Genomic DNA, 24,696 nt, shown 5'->3' with positions numbered 1-24,696 from the left:
CGGTCAGGAGAGCGCGGCCATCTCCTTGTCGATCGCCCTCTGGTGCGCCTCGGCGTCCTCGCGCGCCTTCCGCGGGCTCCAGCGCCCGCTCATGACGAAGATGAACGGGATGAACACGACCTGGCCGCCCAGCGCCACGTACCACCAGGTCTGCCACTGCTTCGGCCCGTCCTTGGCCGCCTTCTGCACGTCCGCGCCGTGCTCCTTGAGGATCTTCAGCTGCGGCTGCGCCTTGGCGACCGTCTGCAGGCCGGCGACGCCGACCTCCTGCGCGGCCCGCGCCTGCAGCTCCGGCGGCGCCTGCCCGGCCGGGTACTTCGCGAGCTCGGCGAAGATCTGCGGGTGCGCGGTCGTGATGGCGAGGGCCTGCTGCGCCTGCGCGGACGCGGCCTTCACCTCGGCGCCGTGCTCCACGATCGGCGTCACCGAGTTGACCACGATCGGCACGAACAGCGCCGAACAGGCCACGACGATCCGCAGGATCCAGCCCCACACGGCCAGCCCGGTCGCGGTCGCCGCCGGGTTGTGCTTCTCCACGGTCTCGGTGAAGCCCGCCATCCACGGGGCGTACGCGAGCCCGCCGAAGATCCCGATCCCGACGAACAGCCAGGCGAAGTCGTAGTAGCCGGTCTTCGGCTCGGTCGCCCACGCCGCGAAGACCGCCGTGCAGACCACCGAGCCGATGCCGCCGACGAGCATCAGCGGCTTGCGGACCCGGAGCCGGTCGGAGATCAGGCCGGCGACGACCAGCGCGATCGCGTTCGCCGCCCAGTACCAGTTGCCGAGCGCGTTGGTGCGCTGCTCGCTGTAGCCGAACGTCGCGGAGAAGTAGACGACGAAGTTGCCGACCGCCGCGTAGTACAGCAGCAGGTACACGCTGATCGCGAACGCCGAGCCGACGACGTCCAGCCGCAGCATCTGCCGCCAGCTGCCCTTGAGCTGCGCCTCCGGGTCCAGGCCGCGGGCGCGCGCCTCGATCAGGGCGCGGTCGCGCATGGTGACCATGACCTGGTCGCGCAGCGCCGGGGACAGCTCGCGCAGCCCGAACAGCGCGATGACGAACACCGCGAGCGCCGCGACGCCCGAGTAGGTCAGCTCGTCCTGCCAGCTGGAGCTGTCGAGGGTGTGGCTGGTCACGACGGTGACCACGAGGCTGCCGATGACCGGGCCCATCGTCCAGTAGCCCATGGCGGTGGCGCGGCCGAGCTGCGGGGAGAAGTCGCGGATCAGCGCCGGGGTGGCGACCAGCACGATGCCCTCGATGAGGCTGAGCACCGCGAACAGCGCCAGGTACACGCCCTTGTTGGGGGAGTGCGGCAGCACGAGCACGATCACGCCCGCGACCAGCAGGCCGTACACGACCAGGTTCGCGCGGCCCCACCGGTCGGCGAGCCCGGCGAACAGCGACGCGAACGCGCCGATCGCGTTGCCGATCACCGACAGCATGATGAAGTAGGTGAACGTCATGCGGTAGTGCTCCATGATGGAGGTCGCCACCGCGTACTGGATGTAGAGCAGGTAGTACAGGACGATCGTGGTGATCACCACGATGCCCAGGTAGAGGTAGCGGCGTCCCGTCTCCGGGTAGTGCGGCAGGTCCCGCCGCCAGAGCCGTGCCGCGAGGCCGGGCGGTGCGGCCGCGCCGCCGGGCGCGACGCCGTCGTTGGTGGACGATGAAACGGACATGTCAGGGACTCCTCCGGGCGCTGGTCTCCCCCGAGAACCGGTCCTAGAAAGGGCGCGGGGCGGCGTCGGCGAACGCGGCGGCGCGCTCGCGTCCGGCGGCCCGCACCGTGCCGGGCGGCCCGTACCGGGTGCCGCCGGCGATGGCGAGTGCCGCGTCGTCGCCGCCGTCGTGCGGGACGGCGGCGCGGACGGGGCCGAAGACCTCCTCCTGCTCGGTGCTCGTTCGGGCCTCGGCGGCCTGCGCCTCCGGTCGCGTGCGGAGGCGGGCCGGCGGCGCGGCGGGCCGGTCGCGCCCGCCGCGGGCGGGCCGGACGTCCTCGTCCGGCGCGGTGCCGATGCGGCCGCGCGCCCGGTCGCGGGTCTGCCGGGGGTCGGTCGTCGTCATCGGTCGGTCCTTCGGCCAGGGGTGGCGAAGCTCACACCGCTCCGCGTCGTGCCGCAAAAGTAATGCCGCCGACCGAGAATGGCAATGGGAAATCGGCTATTGCATACCAACTGGTCGGTATGGTGTCATCGGCGCACCGATGCCTGCCTGGTGGGGGCGCGGCCCGGGGCCCTCCGGCCCTGGACGGCGAGGGTTCCCATCTCGTTATCGTGCGCCATACCGACCGGACGGTACAAGGGCTCGGATCGGCGAGGAGGGGTGCATTGCGGGTATTCGAAGACGGCGACCTCCCGGGCCTGCCGCTGGACCGGTTCCGGCGCCACGTCGACCGGTTCCTCCCCGGCGCCCTGTGGCCGGCGGACGCCGGGCCGCTGCGCGCCCGCGTGGTCGCCGGCGGCCGCTCGAACCTGACCTACGAGGTGACCGACGGGGCCCGCTCGTGGATCGTCCGGCGCCCGCCGCTCGGCCACGTCCTCGCGACGGCGCACGACATGTCCCGCGAGCACCGGGTCATGACCGCCCTGGCCGGCACGGCCGTCCCCGTCCCCCGGACGTACCTGCTCTGCGAGGACCCGGACGTGCTCGGCGCGCCGTTCTACGTGATGGAGATGGTCGAGGGGACCCCGTACCGCGGCGCGGACGAGCTCGTCCCGCTCGGCCCCGAGCGGGTCGCGGCGATCGCCGGACGGATGGTCGACACCCTCGTCGACCTGCACCGCGTCGACCCCGCCGAGGTGGGGCTGGCCGACTTCGGACGGCCGCGGGGCTTCCTCGAACGCCAGGTGCGCCGCTGGAAGAAGCAGCTCGACGCGTCGCGCAGCCGGGACCTCGACGGCGCCGCCGAGCTGCACGCGCTGCTGGAGGCGAACGTCCCGCCCGAGTCCGCCCCGGCGATCGTGCACGGCGACTACCGGCTCGACAACCTGCTCGTCGGCGCGGACGACCGGGTGGCGGCCGTCCTGGACTGGGAGATGGCGACGCTCGGCGACCCGCTCACCGACCTCGCACTCCTGCTCGTCTACATGAGGCGGACGGCGCCGGTCCCGGGACGGGCCGAGGCGACGCGCGCGCCCGGCTTCCCGTCGCCCGACGAGGTGGTGGCCCGGTACGCCGAGCGCAGCGGCCGCGACCTGTCGGCGATCGGGTTCTACGTCGGGCTGGCCTGCTTCAAGCTCGCGGTGATCTCCGAGGGCATCCACTACCGCTACCTGAGGGGCCAGACCGTGGGGGAGGGGTTCGACGCCATCGGCGCCGCCGTCGAGCCGCTGCTCCGCTCCGGCATCGCCGCGCTCAAGGGCGCCTGACCCCCTCCGAGGCCGGCGGCCCGGCCTCTCGCGTTGCATACCAACCGGTCGGTATGTTGTCATCATGGCGTCCACGGAGCGGGCGCGCGCCCGGCGGAGGAGGTAACGCGATGAGGACGTTCCACGGCATCGACGAGTACGAGAAGGCCGTCGGCACCCATCTCGGCCACAGCGACTGGCACACGGTCACGCAGGAGCAGGTGAACGGGTTCGCCGACGCGACCGGCGACCACCAGTGGATCCACGTGGACCCCGAGCGGGCCGCGGCCGGCCCCTTCGGCGGCACGATCGCGCACGGCTACCTCACCCTGTCGCTGATCCCCATGCTGATGTCGGAGATCTCGCGCGTCGAGGGCCTGGCGATGGGCGTCAACTACGGCTCGGACAAGGTCCGCTTCCCCGCGCCCGTCCCCGTCGGGTCGCGGCTGCGCGCCGGCGCCGAGCTGCTCTCGCTGGAGCGCACCCCGCAGGGCGCGCGGGCCAAGGTCCGCGTGACCGTGGAGCGCGAGGGCGGCGACAAGCCGGTCTGCGTCGCCGAGGTCCTGTCCGTGCTGGTCGGCTGACTCCCCGCCCATCCCGTCCGTCATCCCGGAGACCGTCATGATCCCCAGCACCATGCAGGACTTCCCCCTCTCGGTCGCCGCGATCCTGCGGCACGGCCGGCGCGTCTACGGGCGCAGCGAGTGCGTCACGTGGACCGGCGGCGGCGAGCCGCGGCGCGCCACCTTCGCGCAGGTCGCCGACAACGCCGAGCGCCTCGCCGCCGCGCTGCAGCGGCTCGGCGTCCGCCAGGGCGGCCGCGTGGCGACCTTCTGCTGGAACAACCAGGAGCACCTGGAGGCGTACTTCGCGGTGCCCGCCATGGGCGCCGTGCTGCACACCCTCAACATCCGGCTGTTCCCCGAGCAGCTCGCGCACATCATCAACCACGCCGACGACCAGGTGATCATCGTCGACGACAGCCTCGTGCCGCTGCTCGCCCGGGTGGTGGACGAGCTGCCCGCCGTCGAGGCGTTCGTCATCGTCGGCGACGGCGACGGCGCGCCGCTCGAGGCCAACCGCAACGGCGCCCCCGTCCTGCGGTACCGCGAGCTGCTCGCCGCCGAGGAGCCCGGCTACGAGTGGCCCGAGGTGGACGAGCGGTCCGCCGCGTCCATGTGCTACACCAGCGGCACCACCGGCGACCCGAAGGGCGTCGTCTACTCGCACCGCTCGACGTTCCTGCACGCGATGGCCGTGCAGTCGGCGTCGCTGGTCGGCATCACCGAGGCCGACCGGGTGCTGACGATCGTCCCGATGTTCCACGTCAACGCCTGGGGCCTGCCGTACGGGGCGTTCCTGTCCGGCGCGACGCTGCACATGCCCGGCCCGTTCATGCAGCCGCAGCACCTCACCGAGTTCGTCGCCCGGGAGCGCAGCACGCTCGCCTCCGCCGTCCCCACCATCTGGAACGGCATCCTCTCCTACGGCGAGCAGCACGAGCTGGACCTGTCGTCGCTGCGCGCCGGGACGTCCGGCGGCGCCGCCGCGCCCCGCTCGCTGCTGGAGGCGTTCGAGGAGCGGTACGGGCTGCGCATCATCCAGGGCTGGGGCATGACCGAGACCAGCCCGCTCGGCGGCATGGCGTTCCCGCCGCCCGAGGTGGAACCCGGCACGCCCGAGGAGATGGACTGGCGGCTGAAGTCCGGCCGCGTCGCCGCCGGCGTCGAGATGCGGATCGTCGACGACGCCGGCCGCGAGCTGCCGTGGGACGGGGAGTCCGTCGGCGAGATCGAGGTCCGCGGCCCGTGGATCACCGGCTCCTACCACCGCGACCCGGCGCCGGAGAAGTTCGACGACGGCTGGCTGCGCACCGGCGACATCGGCACGATCGACGACCGCGGCTTCTACCAGATCACCGACCGCGCCAAGGACGTCATCAAGTCGGGCGGCGAGTGGATCTCCTCGGTCGAGCTTGAGAACCTCCTGATGGGGCACCCGGCGGTCGCGGAGGCCGCCGTGATCGGCATCCCCGACCCGCGCTGGGACGAGCGGCCGCTCGCCTGCGTCGTGCTCCGCCCGGACGCCGCCGCGACCGCCGCCGAGCTGGCCGACCACCTCGCCGCCCGGGTGGCCCGCTGGCAGGTCCCCGAGTACTGGACGTTCATGGACGAGATCCCCAAGACGACCGTCGGCAAGTTCGACAAGAAGCCCCTCCGCGCCCGCCACAGGAGCGCCGACCTGAAGATCGAGCACATCGAGCGCTGACGGACCCTGGACCCGGCTGCACGAACGAACGGAAGACCGGACCTCGGCCGCCACCACGGGCAGGCGCGCGGAGCGAGCGCCGGCGAGCGCAGCGGGCCTGCCCGACGGTTGACAGGCTGTTTCGCGCGGAGCGCCAGCGGAGCGGGAAACAGCCTGTCAACCGCGACGGGGTTCCAGGGGGTCGCCCCCTGGGAGAAAACAGAAGACCCCTAGTGCTCCTTCAGCCCGTTCAGGAACAGGTCGACGTAGTGCTCGGCGATGGTGCGGGTCTTGAGGCGGCCTCCCGGGTGGTACCAGGTGCCGATCTGGTGGACGGTGCCGAAGAAGAAGAGGGCGGCGATGTCGGCGGGCATGCTCGTGCGGAAGGACCCCTCGCGCTGGCCCTCCTCGACCAGGTCGCGGAACCGCTCCTGGTAGCGGCGCCGTTCCGCGCGGACGGCCTCGCGGCGGTCGCGGGGGAGCAGGTGGGTGGAGCGGAAGAAGACGGTGAAGTCGTCCAGGTAGAGGAACGAGGTCTCCAGGACGTCGAGGGCGGCGGCGCGCAGCCGCTCCTCGGCGCTGCCGGGGCCGTCGGCGATCTGCTCCAGCCGGCGCATCTGCAGGCCGAGGAGCCGGTGGTAGATCTCGTAGAGGAGATCGTCCTTGGAGCCGAAATAGTGGTACATGGCGCCTTTGGTGACGCCGGCGGCGTTGACGATCTCCTGGACCGAGGTGCCCTCGAAGCCCCTCTCGGCGAACAGCCGGGTGGCGACGGCGAGCAGCCGGTCGGGAAGGGGCACGTCGTCGGAGAGCCGCCCCACCGAGGCCTGTGTCACGACTCTCCACCTCCGTCCGCGGCCGCCCCCGCGCCGCCGCCCCTGATCAGCCGTCAGCCTACCGGGCGGGAACCCGGTCCAAGAACGGCCGTCGTCGAGGCGGGTGAAACCGGCTGTCGACGGCGCCGCCCCCCGATTCTATCTTCAAAAGAATCCGACCAGTCGGTATGTACAAATGGCCTCGGGGAGAAGTCGAGCGAGTTCCGACCGGCGGGACGGCGGCGGGCCCTCACCAGTCGTCGATCTCCGGATGCTCGTCCCGGATCCGCTTCTCCAGGAACCCGAGGTCGGAGCGGCGCCAGCCGATGACGCGCAGCAGGGAGATCTCGTCCTCGTCCTGCACGTCGATCCGCGCCCCGGCGTCCAGCAGGGCGCGGACGAGCGCGGGCGGGCCCTCCTCGAACACCACCACGTGCAGCGGCGTCCGCCCGCAGCCGTCGCGGGCCTCCAGGTCGAGGACGGGCAGCAGCCGGGGCAGCAGCGGCTCCCAGTCCAGCATCGGCAGCGCGTGCAGCAGCGTCCGGCCCCGCGCGTCCCGGACGCGCGGGTCGACCCCGGCGTCCAGGAGGGCGAGCACGCCGGGGGTGTCGCCGTGCTGGACCCGCGCGAGCAGCTCGCGCCGCTGGGCGTCCAGCGCCTTCGGCAGGCGGCCGCCCGCCCGCCACCCCCGGTCGGCGGCCTCGCAGCCGCCGACCGCGCCGCCCAGCGCGAGCAGCGCCTGCTCGCGCCGCCGCTCGCCCTCGCCGTGCGGCATCCGCAGGGCGCCGTCGCGGAAGGCGACCTCGTGCCACTCGCCGCGGCACCGGATGCGGACCGGGCCGGGGCGGTCCGGTCCGGGCGGGCCGCCGGGACCGGTGAACGCGCGGGCCGGCGCGAGCGCGGCGCGGACGAGCGGGTGCAGCTCCTCGGCCGGGACGACGCCGTGCCGCAGCGCCTCGACGTCCGGCGCCATCCGCCACGCCGCGTCCGGGAGCACCGGCGTCCCCCCGCCGAGGTCGTCCCGGGGCGCCAGCTCCACGCCGAGCCCGCCGTCCGCGCGGCGCAGGACGACCCCCACGTGCTGGTTCGCGGGGATCCAGTACGCGTCGCCGTGCCCGTGCTCCGACAGCCGCCGGACCTCGTCCGCGAGCCGCGCGGGGGCCAGCGGCAGCCGCGCGAGGACGCCGGCGGTCTCGACGACCCCGCCGCCGAGGTACTCCTCCAGCTCGACGCCCGTCTCGTCGACGGCGATCCCCGCCGCGGCGAAGGCGCCCAGCACGTCGCCGGCCTCGTGCAGCAGGATCGCCCGCTCGGCGCGCGCGACCGGGTCGTCCCCGCCGGGGGCGGCGGACGGGAGCAGGCCGGGCGTCCGGGGCGTCCCGTCCGGCTCCAGGAACGGCGCGCGGGTGCCGTCGCCGCCGCAGCGCTCCCGCAGCTCATCGGTGCGGCGGACGTCCCACAGGTGGCGTGCGGTGTCCCACTGGTGCTGCAGGTTGTGCCACACCGACAGGTAGGGCAGGTCGGTGTTCAGGTACGTCCAGCCGGTGTCGGTCGAGATCGAGCCGAACCGGAGGGTGAGCCGCTGCGGCCCGTGGACGAGCTGCCGCGGCGTCGTGACGTGCAGGGTGCGGCGGGGATCGTCCGGGTCGGCGGACAGCACGAGGGCCTGGTCGGGGACCAGCGTCGTCCGTCCCCGGCCGACGCGCGGCGCGTGCCAGCGCAGCAGGTCGGGCGCGAGGTGCCGGAGGTCGTCCTCCAGCGCGTCGGCGACCTCGCGGCCGTGCTCGCGCGCGACGTCCGCGAGGTCGAAGTCCACGTCCACGTTCGCCGCCGCGCACGCCCCGCGCCAGTCGCCCGCGAGCCGCCGCTCGGCGGCCCGCTCGATCATCCAGCGGGGGACCGCGTAGCGGCGGATCCGCCGCAGGCGCGACGCCTCGTCCGGCCGGAGCGCGCGCGGGGCGGTCCGCGTGTCGATCACCGTCACCGCGTCCCCCGTTCCCGCGCGCCGTGCCCCGCGGCCCCGGCACGGCGCACCGGGGGGCGGGGGGTGGCAAGGCCGGTCGGATTCGAACCGACGTCCTCCAGCCCGCTGTAAGGCGCGACGACCTCTGCGCTACGGCCTTGCCGCAGCGCAGCCTAGCGGTCCGGGCGGCCGCGCGCCGCCCGTTCGCGATCTTCGCGGGCCGCGCGCCCCGGCCGGGTCGCCCGTGGAATCATGATCGTGTCCGGGAGGGCGCGGGACGGGAGGACCCATGTGCTACGAGCCGGTCGCCGATCCGGGCGAGGTCGCCTTCGCCGCGCCGCGGCCCGACCCCGCCCGCGAGACGCCCGACCGGGTGCCGCTCGAACCGGTCGACGCCGTCACGCTCACGACGCTCATCGACAACCAGAGCGACCTGCTGCTCGCCGACCAGGGGCCGGTGCGGCGCACCGGGATGCGGCAGGCCGCCGCGGGCCGGCGCCTGCCCGCCGGGGTGCTGGACACGGGGGAGTCCTACGACGTCCCGCTCGCCGAGCACGGCTTCTCGATGCTGGTCACCGTGGTGCGGAACGGTCGCGAGCACCGCTTGCTGTTCGACGCGGGCATGACCCCGGACGGCCTCGTCGGCAACATGCGGCGGCTCGGCGTCGACCCCGCCTCGGTCGAGACGGTCGTGCTCAGCCACGGCCACGCCGACCACGTCACCGGCCTGGACGGGCTGATCCGCGCGGTCGGCGCCGCGAACACCCCGCTCGTCGTCCATCCCGGCGTATGGACGGGCCGCCGGATGAACGTACCCGGCGCCGAGCCGCTGCGGCTGGCCGCGCCGAGCCGCCGCGCCCTCGCCGGCGCCGGCTTCGAGATCGTCGAGCGGGCGCAGCCGTCGCTGCTGTTCGGCGGGTCCGTCCTGATCACCGGTGAGATCGACCGCGTCACGCCGTTCGAGCGCGGCATGCCCGCCTACCACGAGGCGCTCACGGACGGCGCCTGGGCGCCCGACCCGCTCGTCCGGGACGACCAGGCGCTCGTGCTGAACGTCCGCGGGCACGGCCTGGTCGTCCTCACCGGCTGCGGGCACGCGGGGATCGTCAACATCGTCCGGCACGCCCGCCGCCTCACCGGGGAGCCGCGGGTGGCGGCCGTCGTCGGCGGGTTCCACCTGAGCGGCCCCGCGTTCGAGCCGATCATCGAGCCGACCGTCGGCGCGCTCGCCGGCCTGGACCCGGCGGTGGTCGTCCCGGCGCACTGCACCGGCTGGCGCGCCGCCCACGCGCTCGCCGCGCGCCTCCCGGAGGCGTTCGTCCCGAACGCGGTCGGCTCCCGGCTCGAACTTCGCGCCGCCTAGGGATGGATCCCTCCCGGCGGGGGAAGGATCCCGGCGCACGGGCCGTCCGGACGAACAGGAGCGGGGGATGGGCATCGTCTCGCCCGGATTCCACGGCAGGCGGCGGCAGGGGGACGTGAAGCTGCCGCCCGGCCAGTACCTCACCGACGACTTCCCGGTCCTGTCTGCCGGGCCGACGCCCCGCGTCGACACGGACGAGTGGGAGTTCGTCGTCACCACCGAGACGGGCGAGCGGCGCCGCTGGACGTGGGAGGAGTTCCTGGCGCTCCCGTCGGAGAACCCGACGGTCGACATCCACTGCGTGACCAAGTGGTCCAAGCTCGGCACGTCCTGGACGGGCGTGTCCCTGGACGTCCTCCTCGAAGACGTGGAGACGACCGCGGACTACGCGCTCGCCCGCTCCTACGGCGGCTACACCACCAACCTGCCCCTCCAGGACCTGCTGGACGGGCAGGCATGGCTGGCCTACCGCTTCGACGACGAGGACCTGCATCCCGAGCACGGCGGCCCGGTGCGGCTGCTGGTGCCGCACTTGTACTTCTGGAAGTCGGCCAAGTGGGTCCGCGGCCTCGACCTGCTCACCCAGGACGAGCCCGGTTTCTGGGAGACGGCCGGCTACCACGACTACGGGGACCCATGGCTGGAACAGCGGTACCAGGGGGACTGAGCCGGCTCCGGTGGCGGGTGGCGCGGCTCGCGGAGACCCGCGACGAGACGCCCACCGCGCGGACGCTCGTGCTGGACGTCCCCGGATGGCCCGGCCACCTCGCGGGCCAGCACGTCGACGTCCGGCTCACCGCGGCCGACGGGTACAGCACGCAGCGCAGCTACTCGCTCGCGGCGCCGGCGGACGGCGACCGCGTCGAGCTGACCGTGCAGAACGTCCCGGACGGCGAGGTGTCGCCGTACCTGACCGAGGTCTTCTCGGTCGGCGACCCCGTCGAGATCCGCGGGCCGGTGGGCGGCTGGTTCGTGTGGCGCCCGGACGACCCGGCGCCCGTCGCGCTCGTCGCGGGCGGGGCGGGCGTGGCGCCGCTGATGGCGATGGTGCGGGCCCGGCGGGCGGAGGGCTCGCACGTCCCGTTCCGGCTGGTGTACTCCGCGCGGACGCCGGACGAGCGGTGGTACGCCGCCGAGCTGCGGCGCCCCGACCCGGGCGTGGAGGTCTTCCCGCTGTACACGCGCGCCGCGCCGGACGGCTGGCCGCGGCCGCCGGGCCGGCTGGCGAAGGGCGACCTCGCCGCATGGGCGTGGCCGCCGGAGTTCGACCCGGCCTGCTTCGTGTGCGGGCCGACGGGGTTCGTGGAGGCGGCGGCCGATCTGCTGGTCGCGCTGGGGCACGACCCGCGCAGGATCAGGACCGAGCGTTTCGGGCCGAGCGGAGGCTGACATGGGAGCGGACGGAACGGAGGCGGGCGCGGACGCCGTCGTCTACGAGGACGCCGGCGCGTACCAGGACGGCAACGCGCTCGCCGGGCCGCTGAGCGAGGTGTTCGGCGTGGACGTCACGAGGGCGGCGGTGCGGTGCACCGCGTGCGGGCTGGCGGGCCCGCTGCCCGGCCTGCGCGTCTACTCGCACGCCCCGGGCGCCGTCGCCCGGTGTCCGGGATGCGAGCACGTCGTCCTGCGCCTCGTCATCGGGAACGGGACGGCCTGGCTCGACCTGCGCGGCACCGTCGGCCTCCGCATGCCGCTCGCCTGACGCCCCGCTCACCCGGCGGCCCGCTCACCTGACGGCCTGCTCACCCGGCGGCCTGCTCACCCGGCGGCCTGCTCACCCGGCGGCCTGCTCACCCGGCGGCCCGCTCACCTGACGGCCTGCTCGCCTGGCGGTCCGCCGCGCGGCCGGGCCAGGGCTTGCGGGCGACGCCGGCGAACTCGTCGACGTCCTCGCCGTGCGCGCCCGCGGGGTGCGGGCGCCAGCGGTTGCACGGGACCACGCCGGGCTCCAGCAGGTCGAGGCCGTCGAAGAAGCGGGCGATCTCCGCGCCGCTGCGCAGCGTCATCGGCGGCTTGACGCGCTCGTTGCGCAGCCGCACGACCTCCTCCGTCGCCGCGCCGTGCACCTCGCTGGTGCTGTGCGCGATGACGAGGTGGCCGCCCGGGGGCAGGGCGTCCTTCAGCGTCCGGACGATCGAGTACGCGGCCGGCGTGTCGTCGATGTAGATCAGGACGCCGAGCAGCAGGACCGCGAACGGGCGGGAGAGGTCCAGCGTCCGCGCCGCCTCGGCCAGGATCCGCTCCGGGTCGTGCAGGTCGGCGTCGATGTAGGCGGTGGCGCCCTCGGGCGTGCTGGTCAGCAGCGCGCGGGCGTGGGCCAGCACCAGCGGGTCGTTGTCGACGTACACGATCCGCGACTCGGGGGCGAGCTCCTGCGCGATCTGGTGGGTGTTGCCGGCGGTGGGCAGGCCGGTGCCGATGTCGAGGAACTGCCGGACGCCCTCCTCGGCCACCAGGTACCGGACGGCCCGGCCGAGGAACTCCCGGTCGGCCCTGGCCAGCCGGACGATGCTCGGGTACAGCTCGGCCATCTGGTCGCCGACGCGGCGGTCGGCGGCGTAGTTGTCCTTGCCGCCGAGCCAGTGGTTCCAGATCCGCGGGGCCGCCGGCACGTGCGGATCGACCCCCTCCGGCGCCGTCTCCTCCGGGGTCGGGGTGTCGGTCACGGCTGCGGCCCTTCCGGTCGGCGGGCGCGTCCCGCCCGGGGGCTCCCAACGTAGATCATCGGCTTGCGCCCGGCCATCGACTTCACCGAAACGCACTGGTCGAAGCGGTTTTGTGGGGCTCCGCCGTGGAAAAGGCGGCGATCGGCCACCCCGGGCGTGGTCGTCGCGATCGATCGTGGGGAGGATGATCGGAGGGGGTGGTGCGATGGGCGAGGCGGGAGGAGCGGCGTGACCCGGGGCGAGGCGGCCCCGCCCGGCGCGCGCGGGCAGGGGCGCGGGCGCGCGGCGTCGGGCGCGCGCGAGATCGCCGCGGGGCTGGTCGTGCTGGCGGTGTACCTGGCGTTCACGCACGCGTTCGCGGGGGACCGGGCCGTCAGCGACGCCCACGGCCGGTCGCTGCTGGAGCTGGAGCGCTGGGCGCACCTGGACGCCGGGCACGGGCTCAACGGCGTGCTGGTCCGGCACGGGTGGCTCGGCGCGCTGGCCGCGTGGGAGTACGCGACGACGTACGTGCTCGCCACCTTCGGGTTCCTCGGCTACCTGTGGTGGCGGCGGAGCCCGGCCTACCCGTGGGCCCGCAACACGCTGATCTGGATCACGCTGATCGCGATCTGCTGCTTCGCGGTGTGGCCCTCGACCCCGCCGCGGCTGCTGCCCGGCGAGGGGTACACCGACATCATCGCGCTGCACCACCCGCCCGCCACCTGGGGGACCGGCGCGGTCTCGGCGGGCGCCAACCCGTACGCGGCGATGCCCAGCCTGCACATCGGCTGGGTGGCGTGGATCGGCGCCACCGCCGTCCGCGCCCGCTGCGGCGCCGTCGTCGCCTGGCTGTGCGCCCTGCACCTGGTGGTCACCGGCCTGGTGATCGTCGCGACCGCCGCGCACTACGTGGTGGACATCCCGGGCGGCCTGCTGCTGATCCCGGCCGCGGCGGGCGCCGAGGCGCTGCGCGCGAGGCTCGTGCGGCGGCGGGGCGCGGCCGGCGCGTCGTCCCCGTCCGGCGAGAGCGCGGAGGCGCCGCAGGTCGTCGGGGGCGTCGCGGAGTTCAGCGGGCCCGGCCCGACGGCCGTGCGTGTGCGCGCGCTGCTGGCCGAGCGGCTCCCGGACCTGCCGCGCCTCACCCGCCGGCTCCGGCGGCCCGGCCCGGCGGGACGGGCGCGCTGGGAGGACGCCGGCGAGATCGACCTGGCCTGGCACGTCCGGGAGTCCGCGCTGCCCGCGCCGGGCGACCGCCGCGCCCGGGACGCCCTGGTCGCGCGGCTGGTCGCGGAACCGTTCGGCGCCGGCCGCCCGCCATGGCGGCTCCACCTGGTCCGCGGCGGCGGGACCGCACCGGACGCCGTGGTCGTCCTGCTCCACCGCGCCCTCGTGGACGGCGGCGGCCCCTTCGACGTGCTGCGCGGCATCCTCGACCCGGCCGGGGACGCCCCCGCGCCCGGCCGGGCCGCGGTGCTGCCGGCGCCCGCGCCGCCCGCCCTCGCGGAACCCCCCGCGATCACCGGTCCGGCCGTCCCCCGGCACGTTTTCGGGACCGCCACGCTGCCGCTGGACCGGGTCCGCGAGGTCGCCCGCGCCGCCGGCGTCCGGGTCACCGGCCTGCTGGCCGCCCTGACCGGCGACGCCGCCGCCGAGGCCGCCGCGGAGAAGAGCGCCGCGCCGCCGGGCGCGTGGACGCTGCGCGTCGCCGTCCCGGAGCCGCCCGGGACGGCCCCGAGACCCGCCGCCGCGCTCGACGGCCCCGGCGGGCCTCGCCGACTGGACGTCCCCGTCGACGGCCGCCCCTTACGGGAACGGCTCGCGGACATGCGCCGGACGGCCGGGGAGCGGCCCGGTCCGCCCGCCGGTCCGGCCCCGTTCGCTGGCGCCGTCGTCGCGAACCTGCGCGGCCCCTCCGGCCCGCTGGCGCTGGCCGGCGCGCCGCTCGGCGCCCTCCACCCGATCCTGACGCCCGCCGGCGGCGTCCCGATAGCGGTCGGCGCGCTGAGCCGGGGCGGGGCGCTGCACGTCTCCGTGACCGCCGACACGCGGGCGCTGCCCGGCGCGGACCGGTTCGCCGGCGGCCTGCTGCGGGCGTTCGAGAAGCTCGCGGCCGAGTTGGGCGTCGACGCCGATCCCGGCCGCAGCGGCGCGCAGACCGGAACGCCTTGATGGCGTGGTCGGCCGCGTTCAGCGTGCTGGCGGCGCTGCTGTTCGCGGGGGCCGCCGCGCTGCAGTACCGGGCGGCGCGCCGCGCCGTGGGGGAGGGCAAGGGCCGCGTCCCCGCCGTCCAGCTGATCGGCGCGCTGCTGCGCGACCCGGTGTGGCTGGCGGGCTGGGCCTCGAACCTCGGCGGGTTCATGAGCCAGGCCGCCGCCCTGCACCTGGGCTCCACCGCGCTCGTCCAGCCGCTGCTGGTCACCCAGCTGGTGTTCACCATCCTGCTCGGCGCCGCCGTGCTCGGCCGCCGCCCGGCCCGCGGCGACGTGGTCGGCGGGATCGCCGTCACCGCGGGCCTGGCGGTGCTGTTCACCGTGCCCGGCGCGATCCCCTCGCAGGGCGAGCCGTCCCGGCCCCGGCTGATCCTCGCCGGGCTGGTCGCCGTCCCGTTCGTGCTGGCGCTGTCGCGCGCCGCGAACATCCGCCGCGGGACGGTCCGGGCCGTGCTGCTCGGGATCTGCTCCGGGCTGATGTTCGCGGCGACCGCCGTGCTCATCAAGCTCACCACCGCCGACCTGGTCGAGCGCGGCGTCGCCGCCACGGCGCTCGACTGGCCCGGGTACGCGCTCGCCGGGTCCACGCTGCTCGGCCTCGTGCTGGAGCAGAAGGCGTTCGCCGCCGGATCGCTGCCCGCCGCGATGACCGCGATGACGATGACCAACCCCGTCGCGTCCTACGTGCTGGCCGTCTTCGCCTTCCACACGCAGCCGCCGCGGTCGCTGTCGGCGTTCGCCGCGGTGGCGCTGAGCGCGGTCCTGCTCACCGCCGGGGTGACCGTCCTGTCGCACTCCCAGTCCGCGCCGGGCCGCGCCGACGAACCCGCCGCGCCCTGACTCGGACGGTTCCCGCCCTCCTCCGCCGCGAAATGCGATCTTCGCAGAACCTTCCGGACCTTTCGGAGGTCCAAGCGGGTGTCGGTCCCCTCCCGGAAGGACTCCTGTGATCTCCAGACGCGCGCTGCTGATCGGCGGCCTCGGCGGGCTCGGCGCCTTCGCGGCGGCCGGCGGGACCGGTTACGCCCTGGTCGAGAACGACGTCCTGCCCGGCAGGGTCCGCCTCGCCGAGGCGCTCGGCAGGTGCGGGGACGTCCCCGCGCCGCCCGCCGCGTCCACCGCCGTCCGGCGGATCGCCTGGCGTTCGGCGCGCCGCCGCACGGACGTCACCGCGACCGTCGTCCTGCCCGCCGCGACCACGTCCCTGCGCGGCCTCCCGGTCGCCGTGGCTCTGCACGGCAGCGGCGGCGACGGCGCGTCCGCCGTGCGGTCCCTCGCGCTGGACCGCTACCTTCCGGACGCGGTCGCGCGCGGCGGCGTCCCCCCGTTCGCGATCGTCGCCGTCGACGGCGGGCCCGACACCTACTGGCACGCCCGCGCGGACGGCGACGACCCCCTCGGCATGATCGTCGACGAGCTGCTGCCGCGGCTGCGCGGGCAGGGCGCCCGCACCGGCCGGATCGGGGCCATCGGCTGGTCGATGGGCGGCTACGGCGCGCTCGTGCTGGCGCGCAGGCTGGGCGCCCCTCGGACGGCCGCCGTGGTCGCCTCGTCCCCGGCCCTGTTCGCCTCCTACGAGGACGCGCGCCGCACCAACGCGCGGTCCTTCGACGGCGCCGCCGACTTCGCCCGCAACGACGTCTTCCACTCCTTGGACGCGCTGAACGGCGTCCCGATCCGCGTCGACTGCGGCACGAGCGACCCGTTCGCGCCGATGGTCCGCAAGCTGCGCGGGCGTATCCATCCGGAGGGGTCCATGGGCGGCGGATGCCACGACGGCGGCTTCTGGCGTCCCCGCCTCCCGGCGCAGCTCGCGTTCCTCGGCCACCACCTCGCCGGAACCTAGCCGCCCGCCGGGCGCTGAGCGGTCGGCGGGCGGGATCGGGAGGACGGGCGGGAGGGGTCAGGCGGGCTCCTCCGCGCGCCCGGACCGCACCAGCCAGCTCAGCATCAGCATCACGTCGAGCCGGCCGTCGAGGTCGGTGAACCGGCCGCCGGTCAGCTCCGCGATGCGCCGCAGCCGGTACCGGACGGTCTGCTCGTGGATGTGCAGCCGCTCCGCCGCGACCACGGCGTTGTCGCCGGACTGCAGGTAGGTCAGCAGCGTCTCGGCGAGCGGCTGCCGGCGCGCCGGCGCCAGGTCGAGCAGCGGGCCGAGCACGGCCCCGGCGGTCGCGCCGACCAGCTCCTCCGCCGCCAGCGTGGCCAGCGAGGCGATGTGCTCGGCGCACCGGACCGGCTCCCCGCCGGGGAGCAGGCCCCGCTCGACGAGCGTCAGCGCGTGCCGCGCCCACCGCAGCGACACCGCGCCCTGCGTGAGCGGCACCGTCGGCCCGATCGCGGCGGTGCCGAGCCGGCGCAGCGCCGGCCACAGCCGGTCCTGCCCGGGCCCCTCCGGGTCGGGGACGACCAGGAACGGGACGGGCGCGTCCCACGCGGCCAGCACCGCCGGCGGCAGGATCCGCGCGCCTGCGGGCGCCCCGGCGGGCAGCGCGACCAGCCCGACGCTGCGCGGCGGGTCCCAGCGCGCCGCGACCGCCAGCTCGGTGATCGCCTCGTGCCCGGGCGACGGCTCGGCGACCAGCGCGTCCCGCAGCCGCTCGCGGCGCTGCTCACGCTCGGTCGCCAGCTGCCCCTGCTCGCGGGCGTAGCCCTGCGCCGCCGCGTCGGCGACGCGCGCCACCAGCATGAACAGCGAGTCGGTCAGCCGGCCCAGCGTCTCCCGCGACCAGCCGAGCCGGTAGGCGTCCTTGATGAAGCGGCGGCAGGCGATCTGGCTGCTCACCCGCATCGCGTTCTGCAGCGGCTCCAGCCCGCGCCCCTGCCGGGCCTCCTGCTCGCCGAGGCGCATGTACAGCTCGGTCAGGTGCCGCGCGTCGGCGTCCGGGTGGTCGACGGAGTCGACGAAGAACGCGACCGTCTCGCTGACCGTCCGCTCGACCCGCAGGGCGTACGCGCCGCCGCCGTCGCCGGCGTACTCGGGCACCTGGTCGCGGATCTCCCGCTCCATCTCCTCGACGGCGGCCTGCAGGTGCTGGCGCAGCAGGTCGGGCAGCTCGGCGGGCATCGACCCTTGTGCCATCCGGTGTCCGTTCGGCAGGGGACTGACCATGGAGCCTCCCTCCGGAGGGGGGACCGGCCTCACCCTAGGCAAGAAAGTGACCGCTGTCACCATCAGGTGCACTCGGGGTGAAGACGGGGGTCGGGGTGGAGATAGTCGGAATCCTCCTGTAATGCGTATCACGTGCCCCGGCGGTCCCGGCCCTCCCCCCGGCGGCTAGGACACGGCGGGTTCGGGCAGCGGCGCAGGCGGCTCCGCGGGAGGCTCGGGCGCGCGGGGCCTGCGGCGGGTCAGCCGGCGGCCGAGATGCTGCGCCGGGCGCTCGACGTAGCGGTGCGCCAGGCCGGCGGCGACGAGGACGGCGGCCAGCAGCACCCCCTCCCAGGCCAGCCGCACCCCCAGCGGCATGGCGTCGCGCTCCCCGGCGACCCGCCAGACCGTCTGGACGATCACCGGGTGCAGCAGGTAGACCGAGTAGCTGACGAGCCCGAGCCACATCAGCGCCCGGGGCATCCGGCGGTGCCGCAGGGCCAGGCCGCCGAGGAAGGTCAGCCAGGCGGCGGCCACGCCGATCGACCAGTCGACGCCGAGCGACTGGGAGTAGCCGTCCGCGGCCCAGGTCGTGGGCGGGCGCAGGCCCGCCAGCAGGGTCAGGACCGGGACGAGGGCGACCATCGCGGCGGCGGGCCTCGCCGGCATCCGGCCGTCCTGGATGCCCCGCACCGCCGTCCCGGCGAACATCGTGGCGATGATGCACAGGCTCTCGACGCCGCCGATCCGGCTGTCCAGGACGAGCAGCGTCAGCGCGAGCGCCGCGACGATCGCGACGCCCGCGCGGCGCACCGCCGGACGGCCGCTGACCATGGCCGCGATGCCGGCCGCGAGGGCGAACGCCGCGACCATCGGGGTCGCGCCCGGCCAGTGGGTGGCCAGCAGCCCGGACGGCAGCGAGACGCCGAGCATCGCGGCGGCCACGCCGAAGCCGAGCGAGACGCGGGCGCTCGCGCCCTTCACACCCGCGATGAACATCGCCGTGATGAGCAGGTAGAACACCATCTCGTAGGACAGCGTCCAGAAGACGTTGACGACGTTCGGCACGCCGAGCAGGTCCTGCAGCATCGTCAGGTGCGCGATCGCGGAGATCCACGGGCGGTCGCCGAGCCCGTTCGGCAACCCCCAGGACACGCCGGTCACGCCGAGCGCGAGCATGAGCCCGACGGACACGAACCAGGCCGGGTAGAGCCGGAACAGCCGGCCGACCCAGAACGCGCGGACGCTGCCCCGCCGGACCAGCGAGAACGGCACGACGTAACCGCTGATCAGGAAGAACAGGAAGACCCCGTACCGCCCGAAGTCGAACCACGGGCTCACGTTCCGGCGGACCTCGGGGAGCAGCACGTCCAGGGAGTGCTCGAACACCACCACTAACGCGGCCAGGCCCCGCAGGGCGTCCAGCCAGCCCATCCGGGACGCCGTGGCCGCCGGCGCGCCGTTCGCCTTCGTTTCCGTGGTGAGAGTGTTCGTCGGCATCCGGGCCACCCTAGGGGCCGCGCCTCCGCGTTCTCCGCAGACCCCCTGAACATCACCTGAACGCCGCGTGTCGGGGAACCGGCCCCGGAACCCGCCGTCCGGGGCTAGGAGCGGACACCGACGCCCGCGTACAGGATCGCCGCTCCGTCCGCCGAGGGCGGGGTCCCGGCGCGCCACCGCCCGGCGGGCACGAGGCCGGGGGGAAGCGGCGTGAACGGCCCGAACAGCCGCTCGATCTCGCGGACGCCGCGGGGCAGCAGCGGGCCGGCGCCCGCCGCCGCGTACCGCCGGGCCGCCTCGGCGACCGCCGCCGGCGCGTGGTCGGCGGTGGCGTGCGAGACGACGAGCGCGCTGCCCGGCGGCGCCGCGGCGCCGAGCGCGGCGAGCGGGACGAGCGGGTCCGGGAGGAGGTGCAGGACGGAGGAGAACACCAGCGCCACCGGCTCGGCCGGGTCGATCAGCCGCCGCACCTGCGGGGCGGCCAGGATCGCGGCCGGGTCGCGCAGGTCGGCGTGGAGCGCGGCGATGTTGCCGCCCTCGACCAGCAGCGCGCGGGCGTGCGCGATCACCAGCGGGTCGGCGTCGACGTAGACGACGCGGGGGCCGGCCGCGTGCCGCGCGGCCATCTGGTGCAGGTTGTCGCCGGCGGGCAGGCCGCAGCCGAGGTCGAGGAACTGCCGGATGCCGCGCTCGGCGCAGGCGCGGACCGCGCGGGCGAGGAACGCCCGGCCGTCGCGGGCGGCGTCCGCCGCCTGCGGCAGGACGTCCAGGACCTGGCGGGCGAGGTCGCGGTCGGCGGCGTAGTTGTCCTTGCCGCCGAGGAGGTGGTCGTGCACGCGGGACGAGGCGGGCCGGTGCAGGGCGAGCGCGGTACCGCCGGACGCCGGGACGGCGGTCGTCCCGGCGGGCCCGGACGACCGGGCGGGTGACGGCCCGGCCGCCGGGGCCTCGGTGCTCACGGCGCGCAGGGTCATGGCCGCGCCGTCCCGGCCTGGAACCCGGACCGGACGGGAGCGGTGCGGCGGCGCGTGCGGGACGGCGGGCGGGACGGCGTCATGGGCGCTTCACCAATCGTGGGGCGGCGTACCCTTCGACGGTAGGCCGCGCGGGCCGGGCCGGCGCGGCCGTGCCCGCCGGTCCGGCCGGAAAACGCCCCCGGCGTGGCCGCATGGGGTCAAGCGCGTTTGGCGGTGATCTCCGTCTCACGGGCGCGGGGGCGACGGGCATCAGGAGCGCGGCGAAACGGCGGACCGTCACCGGCCCGCCACGCACGCCGCGGCCGCCCTCGCGGAGCTGGCCGTTTCCGGCCATGACAGCGGCTTAACCGAAGGTGCGCCCGAGTGTCGGGATTCGGTCCCCGGCCCGGTCCTGTAGCGAATCATTGCCGCATACGCGGGGATCGTCCGGCGATGGGCACCTACCGCCTGCGCGCGCTGCAGAGGTTGTGCCCAGGGTGCGGGGAGCCATTGCCGACGCGCGCCCGTAAGGATGCGGTGTTCTGCAGTTCGGCGTGCTGGTCGCGGCATTCACGCTGGGTGATCCGTATGCGGCAGGCGGTCCCGCGGGTGATGGTGATGGTCACCTCCGCCGAGCGCACCGACCGCGACGCGGCACGCGAACTCCTGGCCCGGCTCCGCCTGGCCAGCCGGAACTGGCCTGCGCCTGGGCCGACCGGGCCTACGCCGGAACCTTTGTCGCCTGGGCCGGCTCCTTCCTCAACCTGACCTTGATGATCGTGTCCCGTCCAGCCGGAGCAAGTGGATTCGTCGTCGTGCCCCGTCGCTGGGTCGTCGAGCGTACGTTCTCGTGGATCGTGTGAGCGCGCCGCGATGTCCGCGACTACGAACGACTTCCGCAGCATTCTGAAGCTCACATCACCTGGGCTGCGATCACGTTGATGCCCCGCCGCTTGGCCCGCGGTTCGAGATCGCTCTACGAGTGAGAGGCAGGGCCGAGCAGGGCTTTGATCTCACCGAAGAAGGCCGGGCCCGGGGTGACCTGGAAGGGACGCAGATCGAAGAGGACGCTCTTGGGGCCATGGCGGTGCAGGAGCAGGTGAACGGGTGTGCGCCCGGGGTGGGTGGCGAGGGTCTGTTTGAGTTCTTGGACGAGTCGGGGGTTCAGCCGGTCTTCGTGGACGTGGATGACGACGGGCGGCTCGGTGGCCGCCTGGGAGAGGTCGAGGGTGGTGATGTCCTCGCCGTAGACGCTGAGCGTCTCGTCCCGGACATTGGTCCGGCCGCGTACGGAGATGACGCGGTCTTCGGCCAGGGTCTGCCCGTAGAGGGTGTAGGTCTTGGGGAAGATGAGGCATTCCACGGCGGCGTCATGGTCTTCGAGGGTGACGATCGCCCACGGGTTGCCTTGCTTGGTGACCTTGCGTTGCAGGCCGGAGACGATTCCGGCGACCTGGACCTTCGCGTCGGCGCGAGGGGAGGCCAGCAGGTCGGCGATCGTGGTGTCGCGGTTGGCCTCGAGGACTGGTTCGGCGCCGTCCAGGGGGTGGGACGAGACGTACAGGCCGAGCATTTCGCGTTCGAAGGTCAGCAGGGTGCCGGTGTCCCATTCCTGCTCGGGGACCTCGACCGTGAGGGTCTCGGTGGCTTCGGTGGAGGTGCCGAAGAGGGGGTCCTGACCGCGGGCGGCGTTGCGTTTGAGGTCGATGACCGCGTCGACGGCCTGTTCGTGGACCATGACCAGGCCCTTGCGGCGGTGGCCGAGGCCGTCGAAGGCGCCGGCCTTGGCGAGCGATTCGATGACGCGCTTGTTGCAGACGCTCTGCGGGACCTTGGCCAGGAAGTCGTTGAAGCCGGTGTAGTCGCCGTCTTTCCGCCGGGCGCCGACGATGGCCTCGACGACGCCTGCGCCGACGTTGCGGATCGCGCCCAGGCCGAAGCGGATGTCGTGCCCGACGGCGGTGAAGTTCAGATCGCTCTGGTTGACGTCGGGTGGCAGTACCTTGATGCCCAGGCGGCGGCAGTCTGCCAGGTACACCGCCATCTTGTCCTTGTCATCGCCGACCGAGGTGAGCAGGGCGGCGAGGTACTCGGCGGGGTGGTTGGCCTTGAGGTAGGCCGTCCAGTACGAGACGACGCCGTAGCCGGCGGTATGGGATTTGTTGAAGCCGTATCCGGAGAAGGGGACCAGCACGTCCCAGACGGCTTTGATCGCCTCGTCGGAGAAGCCGCGGTCCCGCATGCCGGTGGAGAACCTGCCCCATTCGGCGTCCAGGACCTCTTTCTTCTTCTTGCCCATCGCGCGGCGCAGCATGTCGGCGCCGCCGAGGGAGTATCCGGCGAGTTGCTGGGCGATCGCCATGACCTGTTCCTGGAAGACCACCAGGTGGTAGGTGTCGCCCAGGATGGGTTCCAGCGCGTCTTTGAGTTCGGGGTGGATCGGTTCGACCTTCTGCCGGCCGGTCTTGCGCAGCGCGTAGTTCGTGTGGGCGTTCATCTCCATCGGTCCCGGCCGGTACAGGGCGGAGACCGCTGCGATGTCGGTGAACTCGGTGGGGCGCATCAGCCGCAGCAGGGTCCGCATTCCGCCACCGTCGAGCTGGAAGACCCCGAGGGTGTCGCCGCGGGCGAGCAGTTCGTAGGTTCGGGTGTCGTCGAGCGGGACCTTGAGGATGTCGATGTCGATGCCCTTGTTGGCCTTGACGCCGGCGATCGCGTCGTTGATGACGGTGAGGTTGCGCAGCCCGAGGAAGTCCATCTTCAGCAGGCCCATCTCCTCGGCCTGGGTGAAGGGGAACCCGGTGATGACCGGACCGTCCTGCTTGGGTTTGACCAGGGGCAGCACGTCGATCAGCGGGTCGGACGACAAGATCACCCCGGCGGCGTGGACGCCGGTGCCGCGGGTCAGGCCCTCGACGCCCATGGCGGTGTCGATGACCCGCTTCACATCGGGTTCCTCGGTGTACATCTTCCGCAGTTCGGTGGCCTCACCGTGGCGGGGATGGCCGGGGTCGTGGACGGCGGCCAGGGGGATCTCCTTGCCGCCGGCGGCGGCCGGGAACGCCTTGGTGATCCGGTCGCCGAGAGCGTAGGGATAGCCCAGTACCCGGCAGGCGTCCTTCACCGCGGCCTTGGCCTTGATCGTGCCGAAGGTGACGATCTGGCACACCCGGTCGCCGCCGTATTTCGCGGTGACGTAGTCGATCATCTCGTCGCGGCGGCGGTCGTCGAGGTCGAGGTCGACATCGGGCATCGTGATGCGCTCGGGGTTGAGGAACCGCTCGAAGATCAGCCCGTGCTCGATCGGGTCCAGTTCGGTGATCCCCGTGCAGTACGCCACCATCGACCCGGTCGCCGACCCGCGCCCCGGGCCGAGACCGATCCCGCTGGCGCGGGCGTGCCGGCAGATGTCGGCGACCACCAGGAAGTAGCCCGGGAACCCCATCCCGTCGATCACCGACAGCTCGTAGTCGACGCGGTCCAGAACGTCCTGCGGCAGGTCACCGCCGTAGCGGCGCCTGGCCCCCGCCAGGGTCTCCTTGCGCAGCCACGACGATTCACTCTCCCCCTCGGGGACGGGGAACTCGGGCATCAGGTCGCGGTGGGCGAAGACCTCCGCGTAGTCGCCGACGCGTTCGGCGATCAGCAGCGTGTTGTCGCACGCCCCGGGCACCTCGCCGTCCCACAACGCCCGCATGTCGGGGGCGCTCTTGACGAAGTAGCCCGACCCTGAGAACCGGAACCGGTTCTGGTCGGCGAGCCGCTTGCCGGTGCCGATGCACAGCAGCGCGTCGTGCGCCGCGGCCTGGTCCTCGGTCACATAGTGCGAGTCGTTGGTCGCCAGGGGCGGGAGGTCCAATTGCTTGCCGAGTCGCAGCGGGTCGTCGCGGACGCGCCGCTCGATGGCCAAGCCGTGGTCCATCAGCTCCAGGAAGTAGTCGTCCTTGCCGAAGATGTCCTGGTAGCGCGCGGCGGTCTCGACGGCCTCCTCGTACTGGCCCAGGCGGAGCCGGGTCTGCACCGCGCCGGACGGGCAGCCGGTCGTGGCGATGATGCCCGCACCGTGCTCGGCGAGCAGCTCGTCGTCCATCCGCGGGTATTTTTGGACGTGGCCTTCCAGCCACGCGCGCGACTGGAGGCGGAACAGGTTCCGCAACCCGGCGGCGTCCGCCGCCCACATCGTCATGTGCGTGTACAGGCCGCGGCCCGACACGTCACCGCCCTCCCCGGTCTCATCATCGGACCGGCGCAGCGCGAGGTCCTCGCTCCAGTACACCGCCTGCTTGTGGAACCGCGATGCCGGCGCGACGTAGGCCTCGGTGCCGATGATCGGCTTGACACCGGCTTTGGCCGCCGCGTGGAAGAACTCGTAGGCCCCGTGCACATTGCCGTGGTCGCTCATCGCCACCGCGGGCATCCGCTGCCGGGCGACCTCGTCCAGCAACGGCGCGATCTTGGCCGCGCCGTCCAGCATGCTGTACTCGGTGTGCACATGGAGATGCACGAACGACCGCACAACGACCACGCCCTCCGGTTGTAGGTTCATCCG

General features: G+C 74.1%; 19 protein-coding genes and 1 tRNA gene. 10 read left to right on the top strand and 10 right to left on the bottom strand.

The genetic code is table 11. The features are described 5' to 3' along the window. Positions 1 to 3 precede the first annotated feature (3 nt). Both amrb99_RS08195 and amrb99_RS08190 read right to left on the bottom strand, forming a co-directional pair. Positions 4 to 1,686 carry an MFS transporter gene (locus amrb99_RS08195; protein WP_190854197.1) on the bottom strand — a complete coding sequence of 561 codons (1,683 nt, stop codon included), beginning with the start codon at positions 1,684 to 1,686 and terminating at the stop codon, positions 4 to 6. Positions 1,687 to 1,729: 43 nt separating this feature from the next. Beyond that, complete coding sequence (locus amrb99_RS08190) at positions 1,730 to 2,071, bottom strand: hypothetical protein (protein WP_190854195.1); 342 nt, start codon at positions 2,069 to 2,071, stop codon at positions 1,730 to 1,732. A gap of 263 nt (positions 2,072 to 2,334) precedes the next feature. On the opposite strand from amrb99_RS08190, the gene amrb99_RS08185 reads away from it, so the two are divergent. From amrb99_RS08185 to amrb99_RS08175, 3 genes are all read left to right on the top strand, one after another. Then, on the top strand, positions 2,335 to 3,375 hold the full coding sequence (locus amrb99_RS08185; RefSeq protein WP_241755365.1) for a phosphotransferase family protein: 1,041 nt from the start codon (positions 2,335 to 2,337) through the stop codon (positions 3,373 to 3,375). Between the two features lie 110 nt (positions 3,376 to 3,485). Next, complete coding sequence (locus amrb99_RS08180; protein WP_190854189.1) at positions 3,486 to 3,938, top strand: MaoC family dehydratase; 453 nt, start codon at positions 3,486 to 3,488, stop codon at positions 3,936 to 3,938. A gap of 37 nt (positions 3,939 to 3,975) precedes the next feature. Further along, complete coding sequence (locus amrb99_RS08175; RefSeq protein WP_194736644.1) at positions 3,976 to 5,622, top strand: long-chain fatty acid--CoA ligase; 1,647 nt, start codon at positions 3,976 to 3,978, stop codon at positions 5,620 to 5,622. A 209-nt stretch (positions 5,623 to 5,831) separates the two neighbouring features. On the opposite strand, the gene amrb99_RS08170 is transcribed toward amrb99_RS08175, so the two are convergent. The 3 genes from amrb99_RS08170 to amrb99_RS08160 all read right to left on the bottom strand — a co-directional run bounded on the left by amrb99_RS08170 (position 5,832) and on the right by amrb99_RS08160 (position 8,539). Beyond that, positions 5,832 to 6,437, bottom strand: coding sequence for a TetR/AcrR family transcriptional regulator (locus tag amrb99_RS08170; protein ID WP_347256588.1), 606 nt, complete (start codon positions 6,435 to 6,437; stop codon positions 5,832 to 5,834). A 229-nt stretch (positions 6,438 to 6,666) separates the two neighbouring features. Then, positions 6,667 to 8,400: an ankyrin repeat domain-containing protein gene (locus amrb99_RS08165; RefSeq protein WP_206699868.1), complete on the bottom strand. Its 1,734-nt coding sequence runs from the start codon at positions 8,398 to 8,400 to the stop codon at positions 6,667 to 6,669. 64 nt (positions 8,401 to 8,464) lie between these two features. Continuing rightward, positions 8,465 to 8,539: transfer RNA gene (locus tag amrb99_RS08160), tRNA-OTHER, on the bottom strand. A 129-nt stretch (positions 8,540 to 8,668) separates the two neighbouring features. On the opposite strand from amrb99_RS08160, the gene amrb99_RS08155 reads away from it, so the two are divergent. From amrb99_RS08155 to amrb99_RS08140, 4 genes are all read left to right on the top strand, one after another. Then, complete coding sequence (locus tag amrb99_RS08155) at positions 8,669 to 9,742, top strand: MBL fold metallo-hydrolase (RefSeq protein WP_190854186.1); 1,074 nt, start codon at positions 8,669 to 8,671, stop codon at positions 9,740 to 9,742. Between the two features lie 67 nt (positions 9,743 to 9,809). Further along, a complete protein-coding gene (locus amrb99_RS08150) occupies positions 9,810 to 10,409 on the top strand; it encodes a sulfite oxidase-like oxidoreductase (RefSeq protein ID WP_190854183.1) in 600 nt (199 codons plus the stop codon). Next, positions 10,379 to 11,131, top strand: a complete 753-nt coding sequence (locus amrb99_RS08145) for a ferredoxin reductase (protein ID WP_190854181.1) — start codon at positions 10,379 to 10,381, stop codon at positions 11,129 to 11,131. Before amrb99_RS08150 ends, amrb99_RS08145 begins: the two co-directional genes overlap by 31 nt. A gap of 1 nt (position 11,132) precedes the next feature. Next, positions 11,133 to 11,444: a DUF6510 family protein gene (locus tag amrb99_RS08140; RefSeq protein WP_190854178.1), complete on the top strand. Its 312-nt coding sequence runs from the start codon at positions 11,133 to 11,135 to the stop codon at positions 11,442 to 11,444. Positions 11,445 to 11,532: 88 nt separating this feature from the next. Here the strand turns inward: amrb99_RS08140 and amrb99_RS08135 are convergent, their stop codons facing one another. After that, positions 11,533 to 12,408: an SAM-dependent methyltransferase gene (locus amrb99_RS08135; RefSeq protein WP_190854176.1), complete on the bottom strand. Its 876-nt coding sequence runs from the start codon at positions 12,406 to 12,408 to the stop codon at positions 11,533 to 11,535. A 228-nt stretch (positions 12,409 to 12,636) separates the two neighbouring features. On the opposite strand from amrb99_RS08135, the gene amrb99_RS08130 reads away from it, so the two are divergent. The 3 genes from amrb99_RS08130 to amrb99_RS08120 all read left to right on the top strand — a co-directional run bounded on the left by amrb99_RS08130 (position 12,637) and on the right by amrb99_RS08120 (position 16,446). Continuing rightward, positions 12,637 to 14,559 (top strand): phosphatase PAP2 family protein, encoded by a 1,923-nt coding sequence (locus amrb99_RS08130; protein ID WP_190854174.1) that lies wholly within the window; start codon positions 12,637 to 12,639, stop codon positions 14,557 to 14,559. Beyond that, a complete protein-coding gene (locus tag amrb99_RS08125; protein ID WP_190854172.1) occupies positions 14,559 to 15,440 on the top strand; it encodes a DMT family transporter in 882 nt (293 codons plus the stop codon). The genes amrb99_RS08130 and amrb99_RS08125 overlap by 1 nt, the downstream gene beginning before the upstream one ends. A 106-nt stretch (positions 15,441 to 15,546) precedes the next feature. After that, entirely contained in the window at positions 15,547 to 16,446 is a 900-nt protein-coding gene (locus amrb99_RS08120) for an alpha/beta hydrolase-fold protein (RefSeq protein ID WP_206699867.1), read from the top strand. Between the two features lie 57 nt (positions 16,447 to 16,503). On the opposite strand, the gene amrb99_RS08115 is transcribed toward amrb99_RS08120, so the two are convergent. The 4 genes from amrb99_RS08115 to dnaE all read right to left on the bottom strand — a co-directional run bounded on the left by amrb99_RS08115 (position 16,504) and on the right by dnaE (position 24,693). Continuing rightward, positions 16,504 to 17,712 (bottom strand): PucR family transcriptional regulator, encoded by a 1,209-nt coding sequence (locus amrb99_RS08115; RefSeq protein ID WP_241755363.1) that lies wholly within the window; start codon positions 17,710 to 17,712, stop codon positions 16,504 to 16,506. 165 nt (positions 17,713 to 17,877) lie between these two features. Continuing rightward, the gene (locus amrb99_RS08110) at positions 17,878 to 19,191 is read right to left on the bottom strand and encodes an acyltransferase (protein ID WP_190854170.1); all 1,314 of its coding nucleotides are present in this window, start codon (positions 19,189 to 19,191) and stop codon (positions 17,878 to 17,880) included. 104 nt (positions 19,192 to 19,295) lie between these two features. Next, positions 19,296 to 20,150: an SAM-dependent methyltransferase gene (locus amrb99_RS08105; RefSeq protein ID WP_190854168.1), complete on the bottom strand. Its 855-nt coding sequence runs from the start codon at positions 20,148 to 20,150 to the stop codon at positions 19,296 to 19,298. A 973-nt stretch (positions 20,151 to 21,123) separates the two neighbouring features. Continuing rightward, on the bottom strand, positions 21,124 to 24,693 hold the full coding sequence (dnaE, locus tag amrb99_RS08100) for a DNA polymerase III subunit alpha (protein ID WP_190854165.1): 3,570 nt from the start codon (positions 24,691 to 24,693) through the stop codon (positions 21,124 to 21,126). Positions 24,694 to 24,696: the final 3 nt, after the last annotated feature.

The organism is Actinomadura sp. RB99 (assembly GCF_014706005.1).
GTDB lineage: Bacteria > Actinomycetota > Actinomycetes > Streptosporangiales > Streptosporangiaceae > Spirillospora.
The sequence above is the reverse complement of the archived record's forward strand: the minus strand, read 5'-3'. Positions and strand labels throughout refer to the sequence as shown.

Excerpts from the sequence above, each read along its gene's own strand:
- dnaE (WP_190854165.1), bottom strand. The coding sequence starts at position 24,693 with ATGAACCTACAACCGGAGGGCGTGGTCGTTGTGCGGTCGTTCGTGCAT.
- amrb99_RS08175 (WP_194736644.1), top strand. The coding sequence starts at position 3,976 with ATGATCCCCAGCACCATGCAGGACTTCCCCCTCTCGGTCGCCGCGATC.
- amrb99_RS08115 (WP_241755363.1), bottom strand. The coding sequence starts at position 17,712 with ATGGTCAGTCCCCTGCCGAACGGACACCGGATGGCACAAGGGTCGATG.
- amrb99_RS08180 (WP_190854189.1), top strand. The coding sequence starts at position 3,486 with ATGAGGACGTTCCACGGCATCGACGAGTACGAGAAGGCCGTCGGCACC.
- amrb99_RS08190 (WP_190854195.1), bottom strand. The coding sequence starts at position 2,071 with ATGACGACGACCGACCCCCGGCAGACCCGCGACCGGGCGCGCGGCCGC.
- amrb99_RS08195 (WP_190854197.1), bottom strand. The coding sequence starts at position 1,686 with ATGTCCGTTTCATCGTCCACCAACGACGGCGTCGCGCCCGGCGGCGCG.
- amrb99_RS08140 (WP_190854178.1), top strand. The coding sequence starts at position 11,133 with ATGGGAGCGGACGGAACGGAGGCGGGCGCGGACGCCGTCGTCTACGAG.
- amrb99_RS08155 (WP_190854186.1), top strand. The coding sequence starts at position 8,669 with ATGTGCTACGAGCCGGTCGCCGATCCGGGCGAGGTCGCCTTCGCCGCG.
- amrb99_RS08110 (WP_190854170.1), bottom strand. The coding sequence starts at position 19,191 with ATGCCGACGAACACTCTCACCACGGAAACGAAGGCGAACGGCGCGCCG.
- amrb99_RS08125 (WP_190854172.1), top strand. The coding sequence starts at position 14,559 with ATGGCGTGGTCGGCCGCGTTCAGCGTGCTGGCGGCGCTGCTGTTCGCG.
- amrb99_RS08150 (WP_190854183.1), top strand. The coding sequence starts at position 9,810 with ATGGGCATCGTCTCGCCCGGATTCCACGGCAGGCGGCGGCAGGGGGAC.
- amrb99_RS08145 (WP_190854181.1), top strand. The coding sequence starts at position 10,379 with ATGGCTGGAACAGCGGTACCAGGGGGACTGAGCCGGCTCCGGTGGCGG.